The organism is Roseibium album, assembly GCF_001404515.1.
In the GTDB taxonomy this organism is placed as follows: domain Bacteria; phylum Pseudomonadota; class Alphaproteobacteria; order Rhizobiales; family Stappiaceae; genus Roseibium; species Roseibium album.
On sequence record NZ_CXWE01000005.1, the window covers coordinates 378,194 to 399,381 of the forward strand.

At 57.0% G+C, this 21,188-nt stretch carries 21 protein-coding genes and 2 tRNA genes; 13 read left to right on the forward strand and 10 right to left on the reverse strand.

Going from position 1 to position 21,188, the window contains the following annotated elements; translation table 11 throughout:
• Positions 1–61: 61 nt before the first annotated feature.
• The 5 genes from LA5095_RS18625 (at position 62) to LA5095_RS18645 (ending at position 5,516) form a co-directional block, all read left to right on the forward strand.
• Positions 62–565 (forward strand): TRAP transporter small permease, encoded by a 504-nt coding sequence (locus tag LA5095_RS18625; RefSeq protein WP_055117615.1) that lies wholly within the window; start codon positions 62–64, stop codon positions 563–565.
• Positions 562–1,848 carry a TRAP transporter large permease gene (locus LA5095_RS18630; RefSeq protein ID WP_029061033.1) on the forward strand — a complete coding sequence of 429 codons (1,287 nt, stop codon included), beginning with the start codon at positions 562–564 and terminating at the stop codon, positions 1,846–1,848. Before LA5095_RS18625 ends, LA5095_RS18630 begins: the two co-directional genes overlap by 4 nt.
• Before the next feature lie 27 nt (positions 1,849–1,875).
• Complete coding sequence (locus LA5095_RS18635) at positions 1,876–2,922, forward strand: TRAP transporter substrate-binding protein (RefSeq protein WP_029061032.1); 1,047 nt, start codon at positions 1,876–1,878, stop codon at positions 2,920–2,922.
• Between the two features lie 72 nt (positions 2,923–2,994).
• A complete protein-coding gene (locus LA5095_RS18640; protein WP_055117617.1) occupies positions 2,995–4,461 on the forward strand; it encodes a M81 family metallopeptidase in 1,467 nt (488 codons plus the stop codon).
• Positions 4,458–5,516: a D-TA family PLP-dependent enzyme gene (locus LA5095_RS18645; protein ID WP_055117619.1), complete on the forward strand. Its 1,059-nt coding sequence runs from the start codon at positions 4,458–4,460 to the stop codon at positions 5,514–5,516. Before LA5095_RS18640 ends, LA5095_RS18645 begins: the two co-directional genes overlap by 4 nt.
• A 196-nt stretch (positions 5,517–5,712) precedes the next feature.
• On the opposite strand, the gene LA5095_RS18650 is transcribed toward LA5095_RS18645, so the two are convergent.
• The 3 genes from LA5095_RS18650 to LA5095_RS18660 are packed head-to-tail and all read right to left on the reverse strand — an operon-like array spanning position 5,713 to position 8,007.
• Positions 5,713–6,561, reverse strand: coding sequence for a transglutaminase-like domain-containing protein (locus LA5095_RS18650; protein ID WP_055117621.1), 849 nt, complete (start codon positions 6,559–6,561; stop codon positions 5,713–5,715).
• A 10-nt stretch (positions 6,562–6,571) separates the two neighbouring features.
• Positions 6,572–7,687, reverse strand: coding sequence for a permease (locus LA5095_RS18655; RefSeq protein WP_082442881.1), 1,116 nt, complete (start codon positions 7,685–7,687; stop codon positions 6,572–6,574).
• Between the two features lie 23 nt (positions 7,688–7,710).
• Positions 7,711–8,007 (reverse strand): ArsR/SmtB family transcription factor, encoded by a 297-nt coding sequence (locus LA5095_RS18660; RefSeq protein WP_055117623.1) that lies wholly within the window; start codon positions 8,005–8,007, stop codon positions 7,711–7,713.
• 354 nt (positions 8,008–8,361) lie between these two features.
• Here LA5095_RS18660 and LA5095_RS18665 point away from each other — a divergent pair, with 354 nt between their 5' ends.
• Positions 8,362–9,429: a serine hydrolase domain-containing protein gene (locus tag LA5095_RS18665; protein ID WP_055117625.1), complete on the forward strand. Its 1,068-nt coding sequence runs from the start codon at positions 8,362–8,364 to the stop codon at positions 9,427–9,429.
• Between the two features lie 186 nt (positions 9,430–9,615).
• Here the strand turns inward: LA5095_RS18665 and LA5095_RS18670 are convergent, their stop codons facing one another.
• The 3 genes from LA5095_RS18670 to LA5095_RS18680 form a co-directional block, all read right to left on the reverse strand.
• Positions 9,616–10,425 carry an SDR family NAD(P)-dependent oxidoreductase gene (locus tag LA5095_RS18670; RefSeq protein ID WP_055117627.1) on the reverse strand — a complete coding sequence of 270 codons (810 nt, stop codon included), beginning with the start codon at positions 10,423–10,425 and terminating at the stop codon, positions 9,616–9,618.
• A gap of 12 nt (positions 10,426–10,437) precedes the next feature.
• The gene (locus tag LA5095_RS18675) at positions 10,438–11,406 is read right to left on the reverse strand and encodes a TIGR03571 family LLM class oxidoreductase (RefSeq protein ID WP_055118047.1); all 969 of its coding nucleotides are present in this window, start codon (positions 11,404–11,406) and stop codon (positions 10,438–10,440) included.
• Between the two features lie 118 nt (positions 11,407–11,524).
• Complete coding sequence (locus LA5095_RS18680; RefSeq protein WP_055117629.1) at positions 11,525–11,827, reverse strand: DUF1330 domain-containing protein; 303 nt, start codon at positions 11,825–11,827, stop codon at positions 11,525–11,527.
• Between the two features lie 127 nt (positions 11,828–11,954).
• Between LA5095_RS18680 and LA5095_RS18685 the strand changes: the two genes are divergently transcribed.
• The gene (locus tag LA5095_RS18685; protein WP_055117631.1) at positions 11,955–12,866 is read left to right on the forward strand and encodes a LysR family transcriptional regulator; all 912 of its coding nucleotides are present in this window, start codon (positions 11,955–11,957) and stop codon (positions 12,864–12,866) included.
• A 9-nt stretch (positions 12,867–12,875) separates the two neighbouring features.
• On the opposite strand, the gene LA5095_RS18690 is transcribed toward LA5095_RS18685, so the two are convergent.
• Positions 12,876–13,349 carry a DUF6428 family protein gene (locus LA5095_RS18690; protein ID WP_055117633.1) on the reverse strand — a complete coding sequence of 158 codons (474 nt, stop codon included), beginning with the start codon at positions 13,347–13,349 and terminating at the stop codon, positions 12,876–12,878.
• A 79-nt stretch (positions 13,350–13,428) separates the two neighbouring features.
• On the opposite strand from LA5095_RS18690, the gene LA5095_RS18695 reads away from it, so the two are divergent.
• Positions 13,429–13,755 carry an ArsR/SmtB family transcription factor gene (locus LA5095_RS18695; RefSeq protein WP_055117635.1) on the forward strand — a complete coding sequence of 109 codons (327 nt, stop codon included), beginning with the start codon at positions 13,429–13,431 and terminating at the stop codon, positions 13,753–13,755.
• 142 nt (positions 13,756–13,897) lie between these two features.
• Here LA5095_RS18695 and LA5095_RS18700 read toward each other — a convergent pair whose 3' ends face one another.
• Positions 13,898–14,587: an SDR family NAD(P)-dependent oxidoreductase gene (locus LA5095_RS18700; protein WP_055117637.1), complete on the reverse strand. Its 690-nt coding sequence runs from the start codon at positions 14,585–14,587 to the stop codon at positions 13,898–13,900.
• A gap of 573 nt (positions 14,588–15,160) precedes the next feature.
• Between LA5095_RS18700 and LA5095_RS18705 the strand changes: the two genes are divergently transcribed.
• A complete protein-coding gene (locus LA5095_RS18705) occupies positions 15,161–16,996 on the forward strand; it encodes a hypothetical protein (RefSeq protein ID WP_144436046.1) in 1,836 nt (611 codons plus the stop codon).
• A 38-nt stretch (positions 16,997–17,034) separates the two neighbouring features.
• Here the strand turns inward: LA5095_RS18705 and LA5095_RS18710 are convergent, their stop codons facing one another.
• Entirely contained in the window at positions 17,035–17,652 is a 618-nt protein-coding gene (locus LA5095_RS18710; RefSeq protein WP_055117641.1) for a TetR/AcrR family transcriptional regulator, read from the reverse strand.
• Between the two features lie 87 nt (positions 17,653–17,739).
• Here LA5095_RS18710 and LA5095_RS18715 point away from each other — a divergent pair, with 87 nt between their 5' ends.
• Positions 17,740–18,525 carry a crotonase/enoyl-CoA hydratase family protein gene (locus tag LA5095_RS18715; protein ID WP_055117643.1) on the forward strand — a complete coding sequence of 262 codons (786 nt, stop codon included), beginning with the start codon at positions 17,740–17,742 and terminating at the stop codon, positions 18,523–18,525.
• Between the two features lie 46 nt (positions 18,526–18,571).
• On the opposite strand, the gene LA5095_RS18720 is transcribed toward LA5095_RS18715, so the two are convergent.
• Positions 18,572–19,021, reverse strand: a complete 450-nt coding sequence (locus LA5095_RS18720; protein ID WP_055117645.1) for a ketosteroid isomerase-related protein — start codon at positions 19,019–19,021, stop codon at positions 18,572–18,574.
• A 369-nt stretch (positions 19,022–19,390) separates the two neighbouring features.
• Here LA5095_RS18720 and LA5095_RS18725 point away from each other — a divergent pair.
• The 3 genes from LA5095_RS18725 (at position 19,391) to LA5095_RS18735 (ending at position 21,098) form a co-directional block, all read left to right on the forward strand.
• Positions 19,391–19,464: transfer RNA gene (locus LA5095_RS18725), tRNA-OTHER, on the forward strand.
• A gap of 1 nt (position 19,465) precedes the next feature.
• Positions 19,466–19,530 (forward strand) — tRNA-Arg (locus LA5095_RS18730).
• Between the two features lie 413 nt (positions 19,531–19,943).
• Positions 19,944–21,098 (forward strand): slipin family protein, encoded by a 1,155-nt coding sequence (locus LA5095_RS18735; protein WP_144436047.1) that lies wholly within the window; start codon positions 19,944–19,946, stop codon positions 21,096–21,098.
• Positions 21,099–21,188: the final 90 nt, after the last annotated feature.

Below are 21,188 nucleotides of genomic sequence, written 5' to 3' on the forward strand. Positions count from 1 at the left end.
TTGACTTGGCTCCAAATTCGAAGAAATTATCTAACTGAGTTTCATTTGGGAGGGTGCAAGCTTGAAAAGCCTGGCAGAAAGAATCAGCCTTGGCCTGAACCGAGCGATCGAGGCGGTTGTCGCACTGCTGATGCTGGCTTTGGTCTTTGATGTCTGGATTGGCGTTATCGACCGTTACTGGTTTCACTGGCAGTTGCCCTGGCCGGAAACCCTTGCTCGCTACCTGATGATCTGGGCAGCGCTTCTGGCGGTCTCATCCGGAATTGCCCGCCGCGAACATATCGGCCTGACGTCCTTCCTGATGACGTTGCCTGCATGGTTTCGCCGCGCCGTCCTGATCACGATCGACATCCTTACAATCTCTCTGTTCCTTTACGTGTTCTGGTTCGGCATCGGCTTCGCCCAAAGCGGGGCAACGCGGCAGGCGATGATTTTCGGCGTAACGCTTGAACCATTCTTCTGGGCAATCCCCACGTCCGCCTTTCTCGCGATCATTCAATTGGCGCTTGTCCTGATACGCGATCAGGGCCTGCAGCTTGAACAATCGGCGGAGGCAAGCGCATGATTGTCGCCGTTACATTCGTTCTCCTGATCCTGTTCGGCATGCCTATCGGTTTCGCGATTGGCCTGGCCGGTGTTGTCGGCCTGATAGACATGGGCGGCGGTCCGAATTTCCTGGCCATCGGGCCAAGCAAGATCTTCAACGGATTGAACATCTTTCCATTCCTGGCGATGCCTTTCTTCATCCTTGCCGGCGAGATCATGAATGGCATCGGCATCACTGATCGGCTGGTCAAGCTGGCGCAGGTCCTTGTCGGGCGCTTCCGCGGTGGACTGGCGCATACGAACATGCTGGCTTCGGTGTTCTTTGCCGGCCTGACGGGTTCGGCGACGGCAGATGCCGCCGCCTTCGGTCGCACGCTTGTGCCTGCCATGGAAAAGGAAGGCTATTCCCGCGACTACGCCTGCGCTGTCACGGCAGCCGGTTCGATCATCGGCCCAACCATCCCGCCATCCGGTCTCATGGTTGTCTACGGCTCACTGATGGGCGTTTCCATCGGCGGGCTGTTTGCCGCAGGTATCTTGCCGGGCCTCGTCATCTGCCTCGTCTGCATGGGCGTAATCGTCGTTGGCGGCAAGCGCGAAAATCTGCCTAAGGCGGCACGTGGCGCCACCATACGGGAAGTCTGGGACACGTTCCTGTCTTCGCTCACTGCGCTGCTGATGCCCGTCATCATTCTCGGCGGCATTCTGGGCGGCGTCGTCACACCTACCGAAGCCGCCTCGATCGCAGTCGCCTACGCACTTTTCATCGGTCTCTTCGTCTATCGCACGCTGTCGGCACGCAGTTTCTATTCCATGCTGGTTCGAACTGCCCGGATTACCGGCGTGATTTTCGTAATCATCGCGTTTGCCGGCATTCTCGGCTGGTGGATGAGCTTTGAGCGCATTCCCCAGGAAATTGCAGGAGCCGTGCTTGGCATTTCCGAAAATCCATATGCCGTGATTGCCATTATCATCTGCATCCTGCTGGTTGTCGGAATGGTGATGGACATCACCGCCATTCTGATAATCCTGGCGCCTGTTCTGGTCCCGTTGACAGAACAGATCGGTCTGGAGCCGATCCATGCCGGTATCATCTTCGTGCTGGCACTCAACATTTCACTCATGACCCCGCCGGTCGGAGCGTGCCTGTTCGTTTTGTCTTCGGTCACCGGGGAAAAGCTCGAACGGATTGCCGTCAAGCTGACCCCGTTCCTGATCGCGGAAATCACAATCCTGTTCCTGTTTGCTTTCTGGGAGGATGCGGCGCTGTTCCTGCCCCGCGCTTTCGGATTTGCCCAATAGGCCATGTCTTCAACAGAGGAGGTACTTATGAAGACTTTGAAAATAGGGCTCGTTGCAGGCGCCATAGCGGCGCTCACAGTGACCACGGCACTCGCCGACGGCGGTGTGATCCGCTTCGGTCACGACAACAAGACCGACCCGTTTGAAAACCCGGCGCACGCCTGCACCGCAGTCTTCTCCAACATCGTCGCAGCCGACACCAACGGCAGTGTGACAGTCGAGGTCTTCGGCTCCAACCAGCTTGGTTCCGCAGCCGAACACGTCCAGCAGGTTCGCGACGGTGTCATTCAGGCAACGCTGACGTCTACAGGCGCCCTTGCCAGCTACTATCCGCGTATCGACGTGTTGAACCTGCCTTTCGCATTTGCCAACAATGCGTCGACCTATTCCGTTTTTGACGGGCCCTTCGGCGAAGCCCTTGCGGCGGACATCGAGGAAGCACTCGGTGATGTTGTTGTGCTCGGTTTTCCGGACACAGGAGGCTTCTTCGCGGTCACGAACTCCCAGCGTCCGATTGCAGACCTTGCCGACTTCGACGGCATCCGCATCCGTACCATGACGCTGCCTTCGCACCAGAAGATCGTTCAGGCGCTGGGCGCTGAAGCCTATCCGCTCAGCTGGGGCGAGGTCTATTCCGGACTGCAGACAGGTGTGATCGATGGCCAGATGAACCCTGTTCCGATCATTTCCTTTGCGAATTTCGCAGAGGTTCAAAAGTACATGACGCTGACCAACCACCTGTTTTCACCTTACACATTCATGGTCAACCGCGCCTTCTTCGAAGGCCTGAGCGATGCGGAACAGCAAACTCTTCGCGTGGCTGCGGAAAACTGCGTGGCAGCCAGTCGGGGCCTTTCCCGGATCATCGAAGCGTCCGACCGTGGCCTTGCTGGCCTGATGGACAAGATCGAGGTCACCGCCTTGACCGACGACCAGCGCAAGGCGATGGCTGGAGCAACCCAACCGGCTTTTGAATCCCACGTAGCCGAGAACCTCGACGCAAAGGCGTCCGAGCTTCTGGGTCTGTTCAAGAGCGAGGTCGACGCGGCCAACAACAGCAGTTACCTGAACTGATCTGACAGGTCCTCCCAGGCGGGGGGTGCTCCGGCTCCCCTCGCCGCTCTTTCATTTCAAGCCGGGGTATCCATGCGCGTTTTTTGTGCTTCCATCGCAACTGAAACCAATACATTTTCACCGCTGCGAACGGACTTCTCAGACTTCGAACAAAGCTTCTACGCGCCACCTGGACAGCATCCGGCAACCCCGACACTTTGCAGCGCGGTGTTTCCCGCCCTGAGAAAGCGAGCTGCCGAAGGCAGCATCGAATTGATTGAAGGCACCGCAACCTGGGCGGAGCCCGGCGGGCTCGTCAACGCGCCGACCTGGCTGCGTTTGCGCAATGAAGTTCTCGATCAGCTCAAGGCAGCGTTGCCACTCGATGCCGCGATATTCGGTTTGCACGGCGCCATGATCACCGATGGCTGCGTCGACTGCGAAGGAGATCTGCTGGAAGCCGTGAGACAGATTGTCGGCCCTGACTGCCGCGTTGGAGCAAGCTTCGATCCGCACAGTCACCTGAGTGAAAAAAGGGTACGCAACGCCGACGTAATCACGGTCTTCAAGGAATTTCCGCACACCGATTTCGTGGAGGCCGGAGAGGCATGTGTCGACCTGACGCTCAAATCCGCGCGCGGAGAAATTACTCCTGCAACCAGCGTCTTTGATGTCCGAATGATCGATGTGCTCCCAACCAGCATTCAGCCCATGCGCGGCTTCATCGACAAGCTGAAGCAGCTGGAGCAATCAGGAACCATCCTGTCGGCGTCCGTAATTCACGGTTTCATGGCTGGAGACTCGCCTGATCTCGGTGCCAGGATTATCGTGGTGACAAACAATGAAAAAGCGAAAGGGGACCGGCTGGCGCGCGATCTCGGCATGGAACTGTTCAGTTTTCGCGGGCGGGCGGCACCGGAGTTCCTGACGCCTAATGAAGCCCTCGGGCGCGCCGATGCCAGCTCCAGATTTCCCGTCGTTATCGCTGATGTCTGGGACAATCCGGGGGGTGGCGTTGCTGGTGACTCGACCATCATGCTGCAACACGTGATGGAAATGGGCCTCCAGGGAGTCGCGGTCGGCACCATTTGGGACCCGATGGCGGTCCGTCTCTGCTTTGCGGCAGGTGAAGGGGCGGAATTTGACCTCCGGTTCGGGGGCAAAACTTCTGCACATGCCGGTCAGCCGATCGACGCAACGGTCAAGGTGATCAGGCTCGTCGAAAATGCAGTGCAGAGTTTCGGTACCTCTGTCGTTCCCCTCGGCAACAGTGCGGCGATCCGGATCGGTGATCTCGACATTGTCCTGAACACCAACCGTTCCCAGGCTTTTTCGCCCGATCTTTTTACCAATCTCGGTGTCGATATCAGTCGAAAGCGCATCCTGATCGTCAAGTCGACCAATCATTTCCACGGTGCATTTGCCCCGATCGCAGGAGAAATTCTTTATGCCGCCATCGATGGGCCGTATCCTAACGACCCGCGCCGGACCGCCTACACACGATTGAAGCGCGCACTCTGGCCAATGGTTGAAGATCCCCATCAAGAGGAACTTGCATGATATTTCCAACCCTCGACACACCTTCAGTCCTTGTTGATCTGGACATTGCCGAGGCCAACATCCGCAAATACCAGGACTATTGCGACGAACACGGACTGAAACTTCGCCCGCATGTCAAGACGCACAAGATCCCGTCCCTCGCGAAATACCAGGTGGCACAAGGCGCCATAGGAATTACCTGCCAGAAGATCAGCGAAGCAGAAGCCATGATCGAGGAAGGCGGGATCGACGATGTCCTGATCACCTACAATATTCTGGGTGACAGGAAGACAGCTCGTCTGCGCGCTCTTTCCGAAAGGGTCAGGGTCTCGGTAGTCGCCGACAACGCGATAGTTGCCACAGGCTTGAGCCGGGCGTTTGCTGATGCCGCCGAACCCCTGTCTGTTCTGGTCGAATGCAACACCGGCGCAGATCGCTGCGGCGTAGCAAGTCCGGCCGATGCCGCCGGTCTGGCACGCCGCATCGCCGAACTCCCCGGTCTGAGATTTGTCGGCCTGATGACCTTTCCTCCCGTCGGCGGTGTAACCAGCGCTGCGGACTGGCTGAGCGAAACCAAGAGCCTGATTGAAACGCAGGGAATGAAAGTTGACCGGGTTTCCTCGGGCGGATCTCAGGATATGTGGCATGCTCATCTCGCCACTCCGGTCACAGAGCACCGGATCGGCACCTATGTCTACAACGACCGTTCGCTGGTTACTCGCGGAACCTGCACATGGCAGGACTGTGCCCTGACCGTTCTTGCGACAGTCGTTTCCGTGCCATCCGAAACCCATGCGATCGTCGACGCCGGATCCAAGGTCCTGACGAGTGACCTCTTTGGCCTCCAGGGTCATGGCCATGTTCTGAACCGGGACGATCTCGCGATCGATCAGCTCAGTGAGGAGCATGGCCGCATCGTCTCGAGTGGCCCGATCCGTCTTGCCGTCGGAGACAGGGTGAGAATCGTTCCCAACCATGCCTGCGTCGTTGCCAATATGCTCGACAATGTAGATTGCATTCGCGGCACCGACATCATCGGTCCGGTGCCGGTCGCAGCACGCGGTCAGGTCTGGTGAAATCGCAGCAGCCCTGTCTGGCGCGAAAAACCTCTTTGTCCTTCTGCCGGACACGAAGGCAAACCAAGTTGCCAATCGAACGCGTTGGCATCAAGGTCTGATGCATCCGCCTGCAATTCGCTTTAGGGACTTGATCTGACGCAACAACAAAAAGGCTTCCGTTCAACAAAAACGAAAGCCCACTAAGTGTTCAGGATCAAGCTGCGGCGGGCGTTTTCTCGATCACCCGCCGGATTGTGACCTCTGCCTTCTCCAGCCGTGCATCGCTAGAGATCCATGCCGGTTCGCTGACCAGCTTCTCGCAGGAGATCCCGAGTCCGGGAAAGCCCAGACCCATGGAATGGGCAACGGCTACCCTGTCACCCGGTTTCGGATTGAGTCCACAACAAACGTCACGCGTTCCCATCTTCAGATGGTGGGCAATATCCCATTCCAGAACGACCCCGTCATGCCGCGTCACGACCCAGCAGTGGGCGTCTTCACAGCAGCCGCTTTTCTCTTCCGGGAAGAAATAACCGGTAATGTAACCGGCCTCGTATCCGGCAGCCCGAAGGGAGGCGATCAGGTAGGTATTGATGTCGATACACGAACCTTCGGTCAATCCGCAGGCGAGATACGGCACCTCATCACACCCATCATTGAAACGAACCTCCGGATGGGCATACCGGAACTTTTCCGCGGCTGCATTCACCAGGGCCTGAATGGCAGCATGTCCATCCGGCTGCGTTTCGGAGATATTGATCGCATCGAAGACAAGGTCTTCGGCCGCCTGCGTATATCTGTTGCGATGCGGTTCAAAAATGGCGTCCGGATAACCCGGACCCCCTTCATTGAATGAATACCGAACCTCGACCGGTTCCCTCGGCTCAGGTGAAACGAGGGCCGCAATCTGGCCGGTTGTCTCTTCGCCCGTCAGGGAGAATCTCCCACCGGTGACATCGAAATGAACCGGCATCTGGTGCGGTGTCGGCAGTCCGACCGGCACAAGCAGCGTTCGGGTCGCATCTTCGTGCGGTTCAACAGTGACCGATACGTGTGTGTGCATGTCATGTCCCTCAAATGACAAGCTGGAATATCAGACCGGACAAGACCGCACCGACAAAACCAAGCCCGAGATAGGTGGCAAAGACCTGCGGCTTCACCAGAGACCAGACCGCGGCCATCGCCGGAATGGAGCTGACAGCACCGGCGATCATGAATGCCATTGCAGCACCAGCGCTCATGCCCTGGTCCATCAGGCCTGCCAATAGCGGCGGTGCGACATAGCTGTTGAGGTACGCAGGCATGCCGACCAGCGCGGAAATTGCGATCGAACCGACGCCCTCACCGCCGACAACACCGGCAATCAGGTTGGCAGGCACATAGGTGACGAGTGCCGCTTCCAGAACATAGGCAAGCGCAAGCCACTTCACCAGAAAGAGCGCATTTGTCTTCAGCTCGACGTAAAACTTGTCAGTCCGTTCGGTTTCCTTCCAGAATTTCCAGACAGGACGGCCTGTCTGCGGCGAAGCCCCGCATCCGCAACCGCTTGCTGAAGACCCGATCTTGACAGGATTGGCAAAGGCTCCGGTCTTCAGGAGCACGGAGACCAGAAACCCGCCGAAAAGACCAAGCGCGACGGCGGATACTGCTTTGCCGATGGCAAAGGGCCAGCCCAAAGCACCGGCAGTGATCAGCAGCGTCGGCGGATCGATAAGCGGAGATGACAGCCAGAAAGCCATGATTGCCGAGAGCGGCGCACCGACTGCCAGCAGACCGGCTATGAAGGGGATGACTTCACACGAACAGAATGGCGCGAGGCCTCCGAAAAGAGCCGCCAGGAAAATGGCCTGCGTCTCGCGGCCTTCGAATGCCCGACCGACATAGGCCTCCGCACCGGAAGCCTTCAGCCAGGCAATCAGCGCGACGGCAAATGCGATGTAGGGCAATGTGCCCAGAAAGGCCTGTATCGCAAACGTTACGAAGGGGACGAACTGCACCTGGTCAAGCAACAGCACCAGCAAAGGACCACCGAGCACGACGGCCCAGGTCGAGAAAATGTAGTCTTTGCCGGGAAATGTCTTCCAGGTCCATTTTGATGCCGGTGCCGTGCAGCAGGCAGTCTTCGGGGCGCCACAACTTGCTCCACCGCTATTCTGATCAAGCTCAATGCGTTCGATCGTGTCTGACATTTCAGTCCATCCTTCTGACCGGGCTAGCAACCGCCCTCGTCCACGCAGCATTCCTTGAGAATGTATCCAGCGAGATTTTCAAGGTGATCGAAGGCCGCGCGGTTGATCACCGACCGGCCGTCCTTTTCCTGAAGCACCAGGCCGGCGGAAGAAAGAAACTTCAGATGATGGGCAAGCGTGGAGGCCGCCATCCCTGTTCGGGACTGGATGTCTCCAACCGTCAGGCCGGTTTGCCCGGCCTTCACCAACGTCAATACCACCTGTAGCCGGGCTTCCGAGCCCAGCGCAGCAAACCCCTGCGCCGCTTCTTCCAGTACCATTCTCGCCTCACTCAATATAACTATATTTCTAGTTATATAGTTATAAATGAAATGTCAACAACGACTGTTGCCCGTGGAAAAATCTGTCATGCGTTCCTTCGACCGCCAGGTGGCCGCCCGGTACGGAAATAGACCGACATGAGCTTCACAAGCTTATTGTGAGCCTCGCATTTGTCAGGAATCCCTGGGCAGGCATGACCGAAGACGTTTCCGCCTTGTTCCGGGTTTCATTCATCCATCAAGGAAATCCGGGGCGCACCCGTGCCATCTGACCAGGCGGCAAGCGGAACATCCGGATTGAATTATCGCCGCGGCATCTTATCTGGTGCTCGTCATCGTGAGTAGGCACAATACATGTCGTTTGCCCTTCCGGATAAGCTCGAGAAACTGATCGCCCCGTATCAGGGAAACGCGTCCATTGTGGTCACCGGCTTTCTGCCCGGCGACCACAAAGTCTACAGTTTGTTTGGCGACCCTGCAGACACGCCTGACTGTGCGCCTGAAGACCTGATCTTTGAAATCGGATCGATTTCCAAGGTCTTCACCGCACTGCTTCTGGCGCTGTTAACCGAGCAGGGCAAGATCGATCCGGACCGCCCGATCAAGGACCTGTGCGATGAATTTTCATCCGCGCCACTTCAGCTCACACCCTTGAGCCTGGCTACGCACATGTCAGGATTGCCGCGTCTGCATATTCCGATCTGGAAGGCGATGATCCAAGGCGCCGGCGATGATCCCTACTCTGAATTTTCTCGGGATGATCTGGTAGCCTGGCTTCGGGTCTGGAGCTCACAGGAACCGCGCAAAAAACCGGGGCACGCCTATTCTAACCTGGCTTTCGGGCTTCTGGGTGAGGTCCTCGCGCTCAGTCAGAGCCGCCCGTTTCTTGAAATGTTGCGGGATGAACTATTTAGCCCTCTGGGGATGAATGAAACCTCCGCCTGCCTGAGCCCGCAACAAAAGAAACGTTTTGCCCGACCACATGACAATCGTGGACGGCCTGTGGTGCCATGGTCGTTCAAGGCTTTGGCTGGCGCAGGTGCCCTGCGTTCGTCTGCAGGCGACCTGGCCCTGTTTTCCTCCCGGGTCGCTGACGCTCTCTCAAACCCGACAACAACTCTTGACCGCGCCATAGGACGGTGTGCCGAACCCCTGATCGGACTTGGGCCGCGCGGAAAGAAAGAACCGGTTTCACAATGCCTTGGGTGGCTATCGATGAAACTCGATCCCACCACGCCCCGGATGCTTTTTCACGATGGCGGCACCGCCGGATCAACTTCAGCTCTCTACATTTGCCCGGAAAAACGTGCCGCACTCACAATTCTCGCCAATCGTGGTGTCGCAGCCGGCCTCTGGTCCAGCCTGAAACTCAGCTGGTCCAACCCCCATCGCCTCGCAAACGATGTCTTTGCCAAGCTGTAAGTCGAGTTCGGTGTCTCTCACGCTTTTCGACTTCTTGTAAATGTGGTGGATGCCTTCGTCTGGCACCTTCTTCCAACAATAACCCTGCGATGATGATCACACCACGTGAATTCCAGACTGGATGGGCTGCGTGCAGAGACGGTGTTTCAATCCCGGCTGGACGTGAAACGCGATGTCACCACCTTGCTAAGTGCGATCGAGCTTTGACAGCATGTTCATCACCTGCACAAGCGCTGCGACCTTGGCCTTGTCCAGCCCGTCCGCATGCGGATCGGAAAACCGGCCGCTGTCATTGTCGAAATACCTGCCGGAGGCATTTGAAAACTCTTCCGAAAGCGCTGCGCGCAGCAGAATATCGACGCCAATGGAAAGATCATTCCCGGCGACACCAAAGCCTTCCTTGACCATCTTGCTGGCAAGCAGCGAACCGGGATTGACCGCAACGACAACAGGTCCTTCCGCACCGAATTGCTCGGCAAGATGCCGCGACCACATCGTCAATGCCAGCTTGCTCTGGGCATAGGCTTCCATCGGGGACAGGTGGACCTTTCCCTTGAGGGCATCAAGATTGACCGGCGCCTGTGCCGCTGAGGACAGATTCACGACCCTGCCGGACGCGTCCATCAGTGGACGGAGCCCCTCTGTCAAAATCTGGGGAGCCAGCAAATTGACAACAAACCGGACATCCAGACTCTCATCCGTCAGATCGTTTCCGGTTCGCAGAACGCCCGCATTGTTGATCAGAACATCAAGCTTTGAATGCGTCGACCTGATCTCCCCGGCAAGTCTCGCAACATCACCTGGCCGCGAAAAATTTGCCTGATAGCATTCCACCTCACCATCGGCATCAATCGCAAGAAGCGCTTGCCTAGCTGCTTCGATCTTTGATGAATTGCGGCCATGCAGCAGGATCGTATGTCCCTTTGCACGAAGGGCCTTGACCGTTTCCAGACCGATCCCGTCGGTCGAGCCGGTCACCAGAATTATCTTGCTCATCTTTTGAATTCCCTATCCTGAAAAGTCCGGCAAAAGCTCCTCGGCCAGCCGTTTCAGCGTTGTTTCGATATCGGCGTTGTTGAACCTCAGGTTCAGTGCAACGTGGTTCACACCAATGGTTTCGAGCGTTTTCAGGTAGCCGCGAAGAGCGTCGCGACCCATCCGGAACCCGAGATGGATCGGTTCCGGAGCTGCATCCGCAGCCTCGGCCAGATCAAGATAGAGAGGCTGCATGACCGGTTTGTCGAAGCCACCGGCATTTCGAACCCTGGTCCTGTAGTCCCTGACAACGCGTTCCTGGATGGGAATATTGCGTGGGTAAGTCATCCAGCCGTCACCGTTTTCGGCAACCCAGACCGGGTCCTGTTGACTGCCGCCTGTAATCAGAATCGGTAGCTTGCCGGCATCCGGTTTGGGCAACATGTCCATGCCGCCGCCCGGCGCTCCACCTGTGCTGTGAAATTTCGGCTGAAATCGGGCCATTTGGCGGATGTAGTCCAGATGTTCCCGAAACCGAACACCCCGGTCTTCGAAAGACATGTTCAGTGCAGGATATTCTTCCGGCCGGTCGCCGGAGGCTACTCCGAGGAGCAGGCGCCCTCCGGACAGGACATCGGCGCTTGCCGCCGCCTTTGCCACATGCGCCGGGTGGCGGAGCGGCAGGACAATGCTGGCAACGCCGAGTGCAATGTCTTTTGTTCCGGCCGCCAGATACCCGAGATAGACAAACGGGTCGAACACCTGTCCCGCATCGCCGAAAGTGGGCACATTGAACGGCACGTCGCGCAGCCAGATGGATGAAAAGCCAAGCTTTTCCGCAAGTTGCACCCGTTCCAGGTGCTGCTGCATCTGCGGGACAGCGCTCATGCCGTAATTCTCCAGAGGCACGACCAGCCCGAGCGAAAGTTTGCCGGGTTTGAAAACGGAATTGTAGCCCCGGTTGACCTGCTCAAAACCGGATGTAGCGAGACGATCAAGCATTTTCATTTCCCTTGTGCCAATGCTCCAGGTCATGGAACAGGCGCATCGTGAACGACGGTAACATCAACAAAACCGTTATGCGCGCTTGCGGGATGGTTGCACGTTCGAAGCCGGACACTCAGGCCAGGTCATCCTTTCCTTCGATGAGGAAATGGAAGCTGCGGGACCCTTCCGCCCGCGCCTGCAGATGCGGCATGTAATCGGGATCATTCATGAAACGGACCGCCGCCTCCTTCGAGGGCCATTCGATCACGATGCGCAGCGCGGCATCATCTTTGGGGCCTTCAAGCTGTTCATGCGAGGAAGTGCGGGCGAGATACTTGCCGCCATATTGCGCAACCAGCCTGTTCGCAGGTCCGATGTAGTCCGGGATCCAGTCTTCGCTGGTCGGAGTGACGGCAAGCACGGACAAGTATGCCATTTCACGTGGTCCTTCGATTCGGGGTGTGCTGCGGACTTCACAGCGTCGACCTGGAAGATAGGGATCTTGATTTTCAATATAAATAGTCAATAAATGAGTTCATAATTCGGGTTTTGGATATAAACAGATGGACACCAATAGCTTGCGGCTTTTCGTTCTGGCAGCCGAAAAACTGAACATCAGTGCGGCCGGGCGCGAACTCGGCATGCCTCCTGCAGTCGCCAGCAACCGTTTGGCGAAACTGGAACAAAGTCTGGGTTCGGACCTGATGCATCGCTCCACCCGCAAGGTGGCACTTTCCGTCGAAGGCGAGGAGTTTTTGCCCTTTGCCCGGGAAATCATCGCGCAGGAAGATGCGGCCCGTGCCGCTCTCGGTCTTTCCAGCCCACAAGTCAGCGGTCTTCTTCGGTTTGCCGCTTCGAGCAGCTTCGCGCAGCTTTACATCGTGCCTCTACTGCCGGAATTCCTGGCGAGATATCCGGAAGTCAAGCTGGACCTGAAACTCTCCGACACACGATTTGACCTGATTGAAGGCAGCTTCGACCTGGCACTCCGCAACTCTGCCCTCGAAGACAGCAGCCTGAAATTCCGCAAGCTGGCCGACGACATCCGTATCCTGTGCGCTTCGCCGGACTACCTTTCGCGGTTTGGACACCCGAAAGCCCCGGCCGACCTAATCGACCATCAACTCATTGCGTTTCAGGATCTGTCGGCACGTCGGCTGACCGGGCCCGGCGCAACAACGTCATCGCATTTCGACCCGCGTGCGGCAGGCAGTCGCCTGGTCATTGACGACGGCCTCTCGCTGAAACTCGCAACGCTTGCCGGTGCCGGCATATCGATGAATTCCCTGTGGAACACATATGCCGAACTCGAGGAGGGAACACTGGTAAGGGTGCTCCCCGAGTTCGAGGTGGATGATCAGTCCGTCCTTTGGCTGGTTTACCCGAAATCGAATGTTCTGACGGCAAAAGTCAGGGTCTTCATCGATTTTCTTTTGGAAAAGATCGGAAAGGGACCCGTCTGGGAAAGCAGATGAATGCCGCCCTCAGGCGCAACAAGACGAGGCCGAAGCAGAACCGCAGCAGCCAGCCGTTTCGGCAGTCGCAGCATGTTCCAACGCCGGTTTGCAATGCGCGCGGATTTCATTCAGATCGACACCGACCTGGCCTTCATGCAACCGGGGCCTTGAGATTTCATAAATCCGCATTCCCCTGTTCTCATGGGCAAATTCCACGTGCAGCGGACTTTCACCAAGACCGGTCACCCTGGTGATACTCTGACCGAGAATGGAGGAGAATTTGCCGACATTCATGTGACCGCCACCGTGACCGTCGAGAAGTTGCAACGCGGCTTCCCTCCAGGACGTCAGCCGTCCGCCGCAGTCAATGCTGTTGACCTGGGCGAGTTTGAACTCGGTAACATGGTAACCGTCACCGACGTCACCTTCCGCTGTCTGGAACACGAGAGGCAAATCGGCAGGCAGTGTCTGCAGCGTTTCGAGAAGCATCTGGGGTGTCATGATGGCAACCTTTCATTTCAAGTTTTATTGAAATATACTTCAAGCACAGATCGCCTCCCATTTCAAGAAAGTTTGAAATATGAATGAAACCGATGCTCTGGCCGCGTTTGCCTCGATATCGAGTGCAACGCGTCTCCGCATTCTCAAGCTCCTTGTAGAGGCCGGCACCAATGGGCTTTCTGCAGGGGAAATTGCAGCAGCAGTCGGTGCAACGCCGTCAAGAACCTCTTTTCACCTGTCCAATATGTCTGAAGCAGGTCTGGTCACCTCCAGCAGAATGGCTCGCCAAATCACCTACCGCCTCGACTTCGCGGTGGTCGGCGCCCTGATGCGCTATATTTTGGAGGATTGCTGCAAGAACAACCCGACGGTAAGGGCGTGTTGTGTGACAGACGGCGGATGCTAGCTGGATTTGTCCAAATACGGTTTTTTCACAAAACACCAAATCGGGTGCCGCTTCGCCAGGCCTATTGGACCCACCCGATGCCGAACAGGCTCGAGCAAGGATCCGTTGAGCATAGAATTGACGACGATCGCAGTTCGCGCGGCTAGAACCGCTCGACATGCGGGCGCAATTCGATTTCGTTTGTCCAGATGCTTCGGTGCTGCCGGGTCATTTCAAGGTAGGCACGAGCGATTTCGTCTGGATGCAGGGTCTTTTCCGGATCGCTGTACGGTGCGCCCCTGTCCGCACGGTGAATGGCACCGTCAATGACGAAATGAACAACGTGGATGTTCTTCGGATGAAGTTCGCGGGCGAGCGACTGGCACAGGCCTCGCAGGGCAAACTTGCCCATCGCAAACGGTGCCGATTGCGGAAAACCCTTGATGCCGGCGGAAGCCCCGGTAAAGAGCAGAGTGCCCGCTTCTCGCGGCACCATGCGTTTGGCCGCCTCCTGTGCAACAAAAAACGCCCCAAGGGCAGTCACGTCCAGCGCAGCGCGCACCTGGTCTGGGTCCAGTTCTGCAATTGGCCCTCTCGTCCGTCCGCTTGCATTGTAGATGACGACATCCGGCGTTGCGCCTTCGGCATCAAGCGTTTCGAAAAGAGTCTTGACGCTGTCATTGTCCGTCGCATCGCACGCATGCGCGCGCGCACCGGTTTCCTCACACAGTTCTGCAAGTTTGTCTGGATTTCGGGCAGCAACAGCTACGGTATAACCGGCTGATGAATAGACACGCGCAAGCGATGCGCTCAAGCCTGCACCGGCACCGACGATCAAAACATGTCCAGTCATGAAGCTGCTCCCGAAATACACCGACCGCATCGGATATAGCGCAGGATACTTCGTCAGCCAGTGCTCGCGAAAGACCGGACCGGACGAGCCTCGCGGGTGACAGCCACGTCAAGATGTTCCGTTGAGATGCGAAGAAAATTCACGGCCCTCGTCGTCGTCCACGGCACATACAGGATCCAGTATTCGACCGAGGTGCACTACGAATAGATACATCGGGAAATTGACGTCACACCTGAAATTCCACTACCGTTCAATACGAGGGCAGACGAAAGCTGGCATTTCAGGGGTCCTGTAACCATTGCACGCCGTATTTCAGGTGTGACGCCGGGGACAGGATCTGAGCGTGAGCAAACGTCAGACCGGGTTAAGTGTGGCAGACGACCATCACGCCCGGTCCCGACTGGCATTGCAGCTGGACGGGCGTGGGAGAAAACGGTAATTCTGGTGAGGACGTGTGTTTATGCTATTGATATTTAATGATTTTATTTTTCGAGCGAATGTCGCGACGATAAAAACGCGCTTGCTCCCTTTGTCGGCATCTCCTGATGGCCCGAACGTGATCGGGTCGATCATATGACATTCAGATTCTCGCCGACGTCCGAACCTGGTACACCACTGTCTTCCCTGGCTGCTTATAGTGTCTTACTTGTGCTGACAGTCCTGATATCGGCCTTCGGCACCGGACGGGCATCCGCTGACTGGATTAATCTCACAGGTGCTGAAACATCGCCGAACATTGCCGAGATCATCGTTCGCGAAGACCGGGTTCACGTCGTTCTGCAATTGTTTGTCGACGACCTTGAAAGCATGGAAGAGCTGCTTTCCGATGATGCGCTGAGCGAAAAAGGCGTTGAACCGCCACCGATGGACGAAAGGATGGAACGCTTCAGCCAGGAGAAATTTCAGGTCATCGTCGATGGCACGACCAACCTGACTGCCCAACTGCGCTTTTCCGAACCCAGGCTTCGCAAAGACCGTTCCTCGCCAGTCAGTGGCATCGTTCATCCGCTCACACGACAAAGCGCGCCTGAACCGCCGGACGACAAACGCATTCTCCATGCCGAACTTGACTATTTCTTCGACCGAAAGCCGAAAACCCTGACGTTCATCCCTCCTCTGGATGAGAACGGCCGCGCCTCGCTCGATATGGGATTTATCGTTTATCACGAGAGTGTTCCCGTTATCGATTTCCGTTATCTCACCGGTCCGGTCAAGCTGAACCTCAATTGGGAAGACCCCTGGTTTTCTGCCTTCGACAATCCCAACCTGAAACGCCATCACCGCTGGCCGATCATGTCATTCCTCTATGTCGAACCCCGTGAAGTCAGGCACGAAGTCGTGGTCAGGCTTAGGGATCTGGAGGACTGGACCGACCTGAAAGTTGCCAGGAAAACACCGATTACCGTGGAGAAACGAAGCGGCATTCTCAACGCTGTCAACCGCTTCTTTGCCGAGAAAAATCCGGTCATTATTGACGGGTCTCCTGCCTCGGCCACAAGCGTCGGTTCCGATTTCCTCGATCTTTCACTAACCGGTATTCAAGTCATAGACGATGATCGGAACCTGGATCCCGCCACGGCCGTTCTCGGGGTCACCCTGTCCTATCCGGTCGAACGGATGCCGGAAGAAGTCACCACGATATGGGAACTCTTCAGCGACAGAATTGAGCGTGTCCCCGTGACTTCCATCGACCCGGTCGGGCCCTTTCCCTCAGAGGTCGGCATAACCGAACCTGCACACAGTTGGACGAACCACCTGCTCAGATATGAGGACCCGCGCGTCGAAGCCGTGCCCGTCTCGGATGAAAGGGCACTTAAGCTCCCGCTGTTGACGATCGTGCTCGCGGTTTTTGCCTTGAACGCGGTTGCCTTTGCAATAAAGGCTCGCAGATGGGCGCGGGCAATTGGAGTAGCAACCGCGATCATACTGGTGGCAGGCGCCGCTTCCACGACCAAGTGGGCGATCGCAACCCTCCCTAACCCCTTTGCGAGCCTGCCCGGCAACATGGAAGCCTCTAACGCGGTCCAGGCCGTTTTTGAAAACGCCAGCGCCGCATTTTATGAAGTTGACGACAATCGTCTTGAAACGGAACTCTCGAAATTCGTTGATCCTGGACTGGCACCGATCGTTTCCACCGAACTGGAACGGGCCAATCGGATCGCGTTGGAGGGAGGGACGACAGCACGAGCCGGCAACATTGGCGAAGTCACCATTTCCGAGATCCGCCCGCTTGATGCTGGCCGCGGTTTTTCGGCAGTTGCTGAATGGTCTGCAGAAGCCATCGGCCAGCACTGGGGCCGCCTTCATCTGCGCGATGTCAACTACCGGGCGCGGATCGACATGATTGAAGACGATCGGGTCTGGCGTCTCGCCGGCCTGACCGACCTCGACATGAAAATTGAGCAATAAAGGTGAGGTGACAGGACGTCTTGGACTGTCGATCACCATTATCCCATCGATTTGACAGAGGGTTTCCCGGCTACCGGACCTTTCTGCATGGCACCCAGGACCAGCGCGCTGGCGGCGTTGCCCGCAGCTTCCGCATAGTCCGCGTCACGATGCACAAGGATCGTTGAAAATGCGCCGTCCAGGAGCAGGACGATGTGACGTGCCAGGGCCTCCGGCTGTTCGAGGTCAACGGCTTGAAATTCTTCCGTGAGCCAGGTCTCGAACTTTTTCTTGTGCGCCGCACCGACTTTCATGGCCGGATGTCCGGGCATGTTGGCAAGCTCCGCTGCGGTGCGCAGGAAGCCGCACCCTTTCCATTTGGGATGACGGGCAGAAACAGCAATCTGAAAGAAGATCGCGGCAACCTTGTCAGGCAGTCCGCCGTCAGCTTCCGAAAACCACTTCCTGTAAAGCGTCAGGTTAGGCTGGTCGCGCGACACCAGATAGGCTTCGACCAGATCATCCTTGCTCTTGAAGTGGTAGTAGACGGTCTTTTTGGTGATGCCCGCCTTCTCGGCGATGTTGTCGAGGCTGACGGCACGAATTCCTTCTGAATAAAACAGCTTGTTGGCGGCCGTCAGGATACGATCCCGCGCATTGGGAGTTGGTCTGCTCATCCGGCAAGTATACTCACCAGTGAATATACATCAATGGCGGTCACAGCTAACGTTTTTTGGTGAATACAAATTCAGGAAACAGATGAAATGACCGATACCGTCCTATTCGATCAACGCGGTGCCATTGCGCTGTTGACGATCAACCGGCCTGACAGGCTCAACGCGCTCAACTACGCCACCAATGATCTTGTCCTTCACTATCTCGACGAGATCGAACGAAACGACAGCATTCGAGCCATAGTGATAACAGGAGCCGGCAACAGGGCCTTTTCCGCCGGTGGAGACATCCACGAATTTGCCCGCAGCATTGACGCCGGACCGGACATTGCGGTTCGTGATTTCTGCAGGCGCGGACAGCTGATGACAGGCCGCCTCGAAGCTTTTCCAAAACCGATCATTGCCGCGGTCAACGGACTTGCCTATGGCGGCGGCTGTGAAATCACCGAAGCCGTCCATCTGGCGGTGGCCAGCAGGGACGCGTTGTTCGCGAAGCCGGAAATCAATATAGGCATTCCACCGACCTTCGGCGGAACCCAGAGGCTGCCGCGTCTGGCAGGGCGCAAACGCGCGCTTGAACTTCTTCTGACCGGAGACAGCTTCACGGCGACGAGAGCCTATGAGCTTGGATTGGTCAATCTTGTTGTTTCACCGGACAAGGTGCTCGAGGCGGCATTCGACCTGGCAGGTCGCATATTGCGCCACTCGCCCCACGCCGCCGCACGGATCATTTCAGCGGTCACGCGCGGATTGAATACGAGCATCGCGGAAGGTTTGTCGATCGAGTGCGAGCAATTTGCCCGCATGGCAGCAACACCGGACGTTCATGAAGGATTGAACGCCTGGATCGAGCGCAGATCACCCGACTACGGTTGAGCACGAAACGACGGACGGACTGGCTAGGGCTGACGGCGTCTCGCCCTCAGGTTTCCCCGGTCAGGTCACCCGTTTCACCTTCTTCTGCAGACTTTACCTGATCGATCCAGTTCTGAAGGTTGTAATAGGTGGTAATGCGGGCGATCCGGCCGTCGCGGATTTCAAAGAAACTTCCCGCCGGAAGATCGTAGGTCTGGCCATGCGCCGGAGGCAGGTCCTCGTCCGTGTTGATATAGGTGCCGTGAACTATGAATTCGGCGGCAGCACGTGTTCCTTCCTCATTTACGAACAGGACAATATCCGAAAGGCGCTCCTTGTAACACCGCGACATGTGAACGTTGAACGACCAGAATTTGTCCTTGCCGACCCGCCGCTCACCCTGATTGACCTCATGAATGAGATCTTCCGTAACAAGGCTTTCCATCTTCTTGGTGTCACCGGCATTGAATGCGGCAAAATAGGTGTCGATCAGAAAGCGGGACTGTTTGTTTGGCATGACAACTCGCACGGATTGGTTCGCAACTCTGCGGCGAGTTTGCCTGCCGTTAGGGTGTCGCGCAAGGGGGATGGCTTCCGCCGGTCTACAATGCCTTACCTGTCGAAATCCCGTGTTCTTTACCCGTCTGCCGAGCTCAATGCCTAAATCCAGTATAGTTGTAAAACAGCAACATATTGTGACGCAAATGCACCACATTCGGCATGGCACGGAATTACCACTTGCAGCCACTCGAGAAAACGAGGTATCACCACGGCACCGATCAAGAGGTTGGCACAGACATCAACGGTTAGGCTGTTTTTCTGCCGCCCGCGTGATCCGGCCCTGCCGAGTTTACGTACGGATGCTGTTCTGACAGATCGGAGATCCGCGCATGAAGTTCAACGGTTGAACGCCGGGATATAACCCGGAGGCAACAGGTTCGACTCCTGTCATGTGTACCATGGATAGCTCAGTAGGTAGAGCATCGGACTGCGAATCCGACGGTCGCGGGTTCAACTCCCGCTCCACAACCCGGCCTTGAAAACCGGACTGGCTTCTTAAGCCGGCAGCTTTAGGTGCTGTTCAAATCATAGGGGATCTGAAGGGATCTTGCGGACGCAGGACGTGTAGCCCTGTCTTCGGACAAGGCGAGCGGATTGCCGACGCCAGGCGCCCTCGCCCGGTTGCCGTCGAAGGCTGTGCTGCGATTTTGCTGGACGTACCCCTTTTCGAAGGGGCGCAACCCGTCTCATCGCCGCAAGGCCCTCTGGCCGGGAACCCGTCGGGAGCCCTCGTGCACCCTTCAGGTCTCCACAATATCGCTTAGTGTTTTTCGCCCCGGATCGCCCGACAGGCGTACCGGAAACCACCAACTGCAAACAGAACATCAATGTGAAGAAAGGACAGCCAGGTGCCCTAGCGCTATGGAAGGAGTATTGAAATGATGACTATTCTCGACAAGATCCGCGGGCGGACCCGCGTGGTAATTTCCGAAAACGAACGGGCGCTTCACCTCGTAAACGGTGAGCTCCAGGGCATACTTGAACCGGGTGTCCACAGCCTGAAAAACGGACGTGGCACACTGGTGGTCGAACGTCATTCTATGGCGGTGCCCGAGTTCCGTTCCGGTTACGAGAAGGCGCTCTTCGATAAACTCCCAGACGTGGTTGAAAAGCACTTGACCGTCGTGCGGACCCGGTCCGCCGAAGTGGCGGTTGTCGACCGGGACGGCCGGGTTCACAAGGTTCTGGGTCCTGACGAAAGGCTCGTTCTGTGGACGGATACAGGACCGTGGACCTGGGAACTGATCGACACGCAGGACCAGCCGGAGCTGACGCAGAAACTGCTGCGCCGGTTGGGCGATGCGAAGCAGACGCAGCAGTTTGAAATCGTTCGGGTGAGCGAGGGAAGTGTTGCACTGCTGTTTGTCGACGGTGTCCTTACCCGGACACTTCAGGCTGGTGTGTATGCGTTCTGGAAGGCCGGTCGGTCTTTGACGCAAAAGCTCATCGATCTGAAACGGCAGAGCCTCGATGTCACTGGCCAGGAAGTGCTGACGCTTGATCGTGTCACGATCCGGATCAACCTGTCTGCGGAATTCCGCGTGGTTGACCCGGTCAAGGCCGCCCAGGAGGTCAAGGACTTCACTGACACGCTGCACCGGGCGCTGCAGATGGTGTTCCGGAAACAGCTCGGTGCGCTGAAGCTTGACCAGATCCTCGAACGCAAGGGCGAGGTCAATGCGGAAGCAACTGCGCGGATCAAGTCGGACATGGCTGCGATCGGTGTCGAGATCCACGATATCGTCCTGAAGGATGTCATCCTGCCCGGCGAAATGCGTGAGATCCTCAACAAGGTGGTGACGGCTGAAAAAGAGGCCGAAGCCAACGTGATCCGGCGCCGGGAAGAAACCAACGCAACCCGTTCGCTTTTGAACACCGCCAAGGTCATGGCCGAAAACCCGGTCATGCTGCGGTTGAAGGAACTGGAAGCGCTGGAATCCATTGCCGGCAAGGTGGATCGCCTGACGGTCCACAACGGCACCGGTGGCCTGATGAACGATCTCGTCAGGCTTCGCGACGACAGCGCGGCATAAGATAGGATGGCGCGGGGCAACCCGCGCCGTTTTCCTTCCCGCCGCCATTCCGGGACCATTGGCATCAATATCCAGACTGACCCTTTTCCC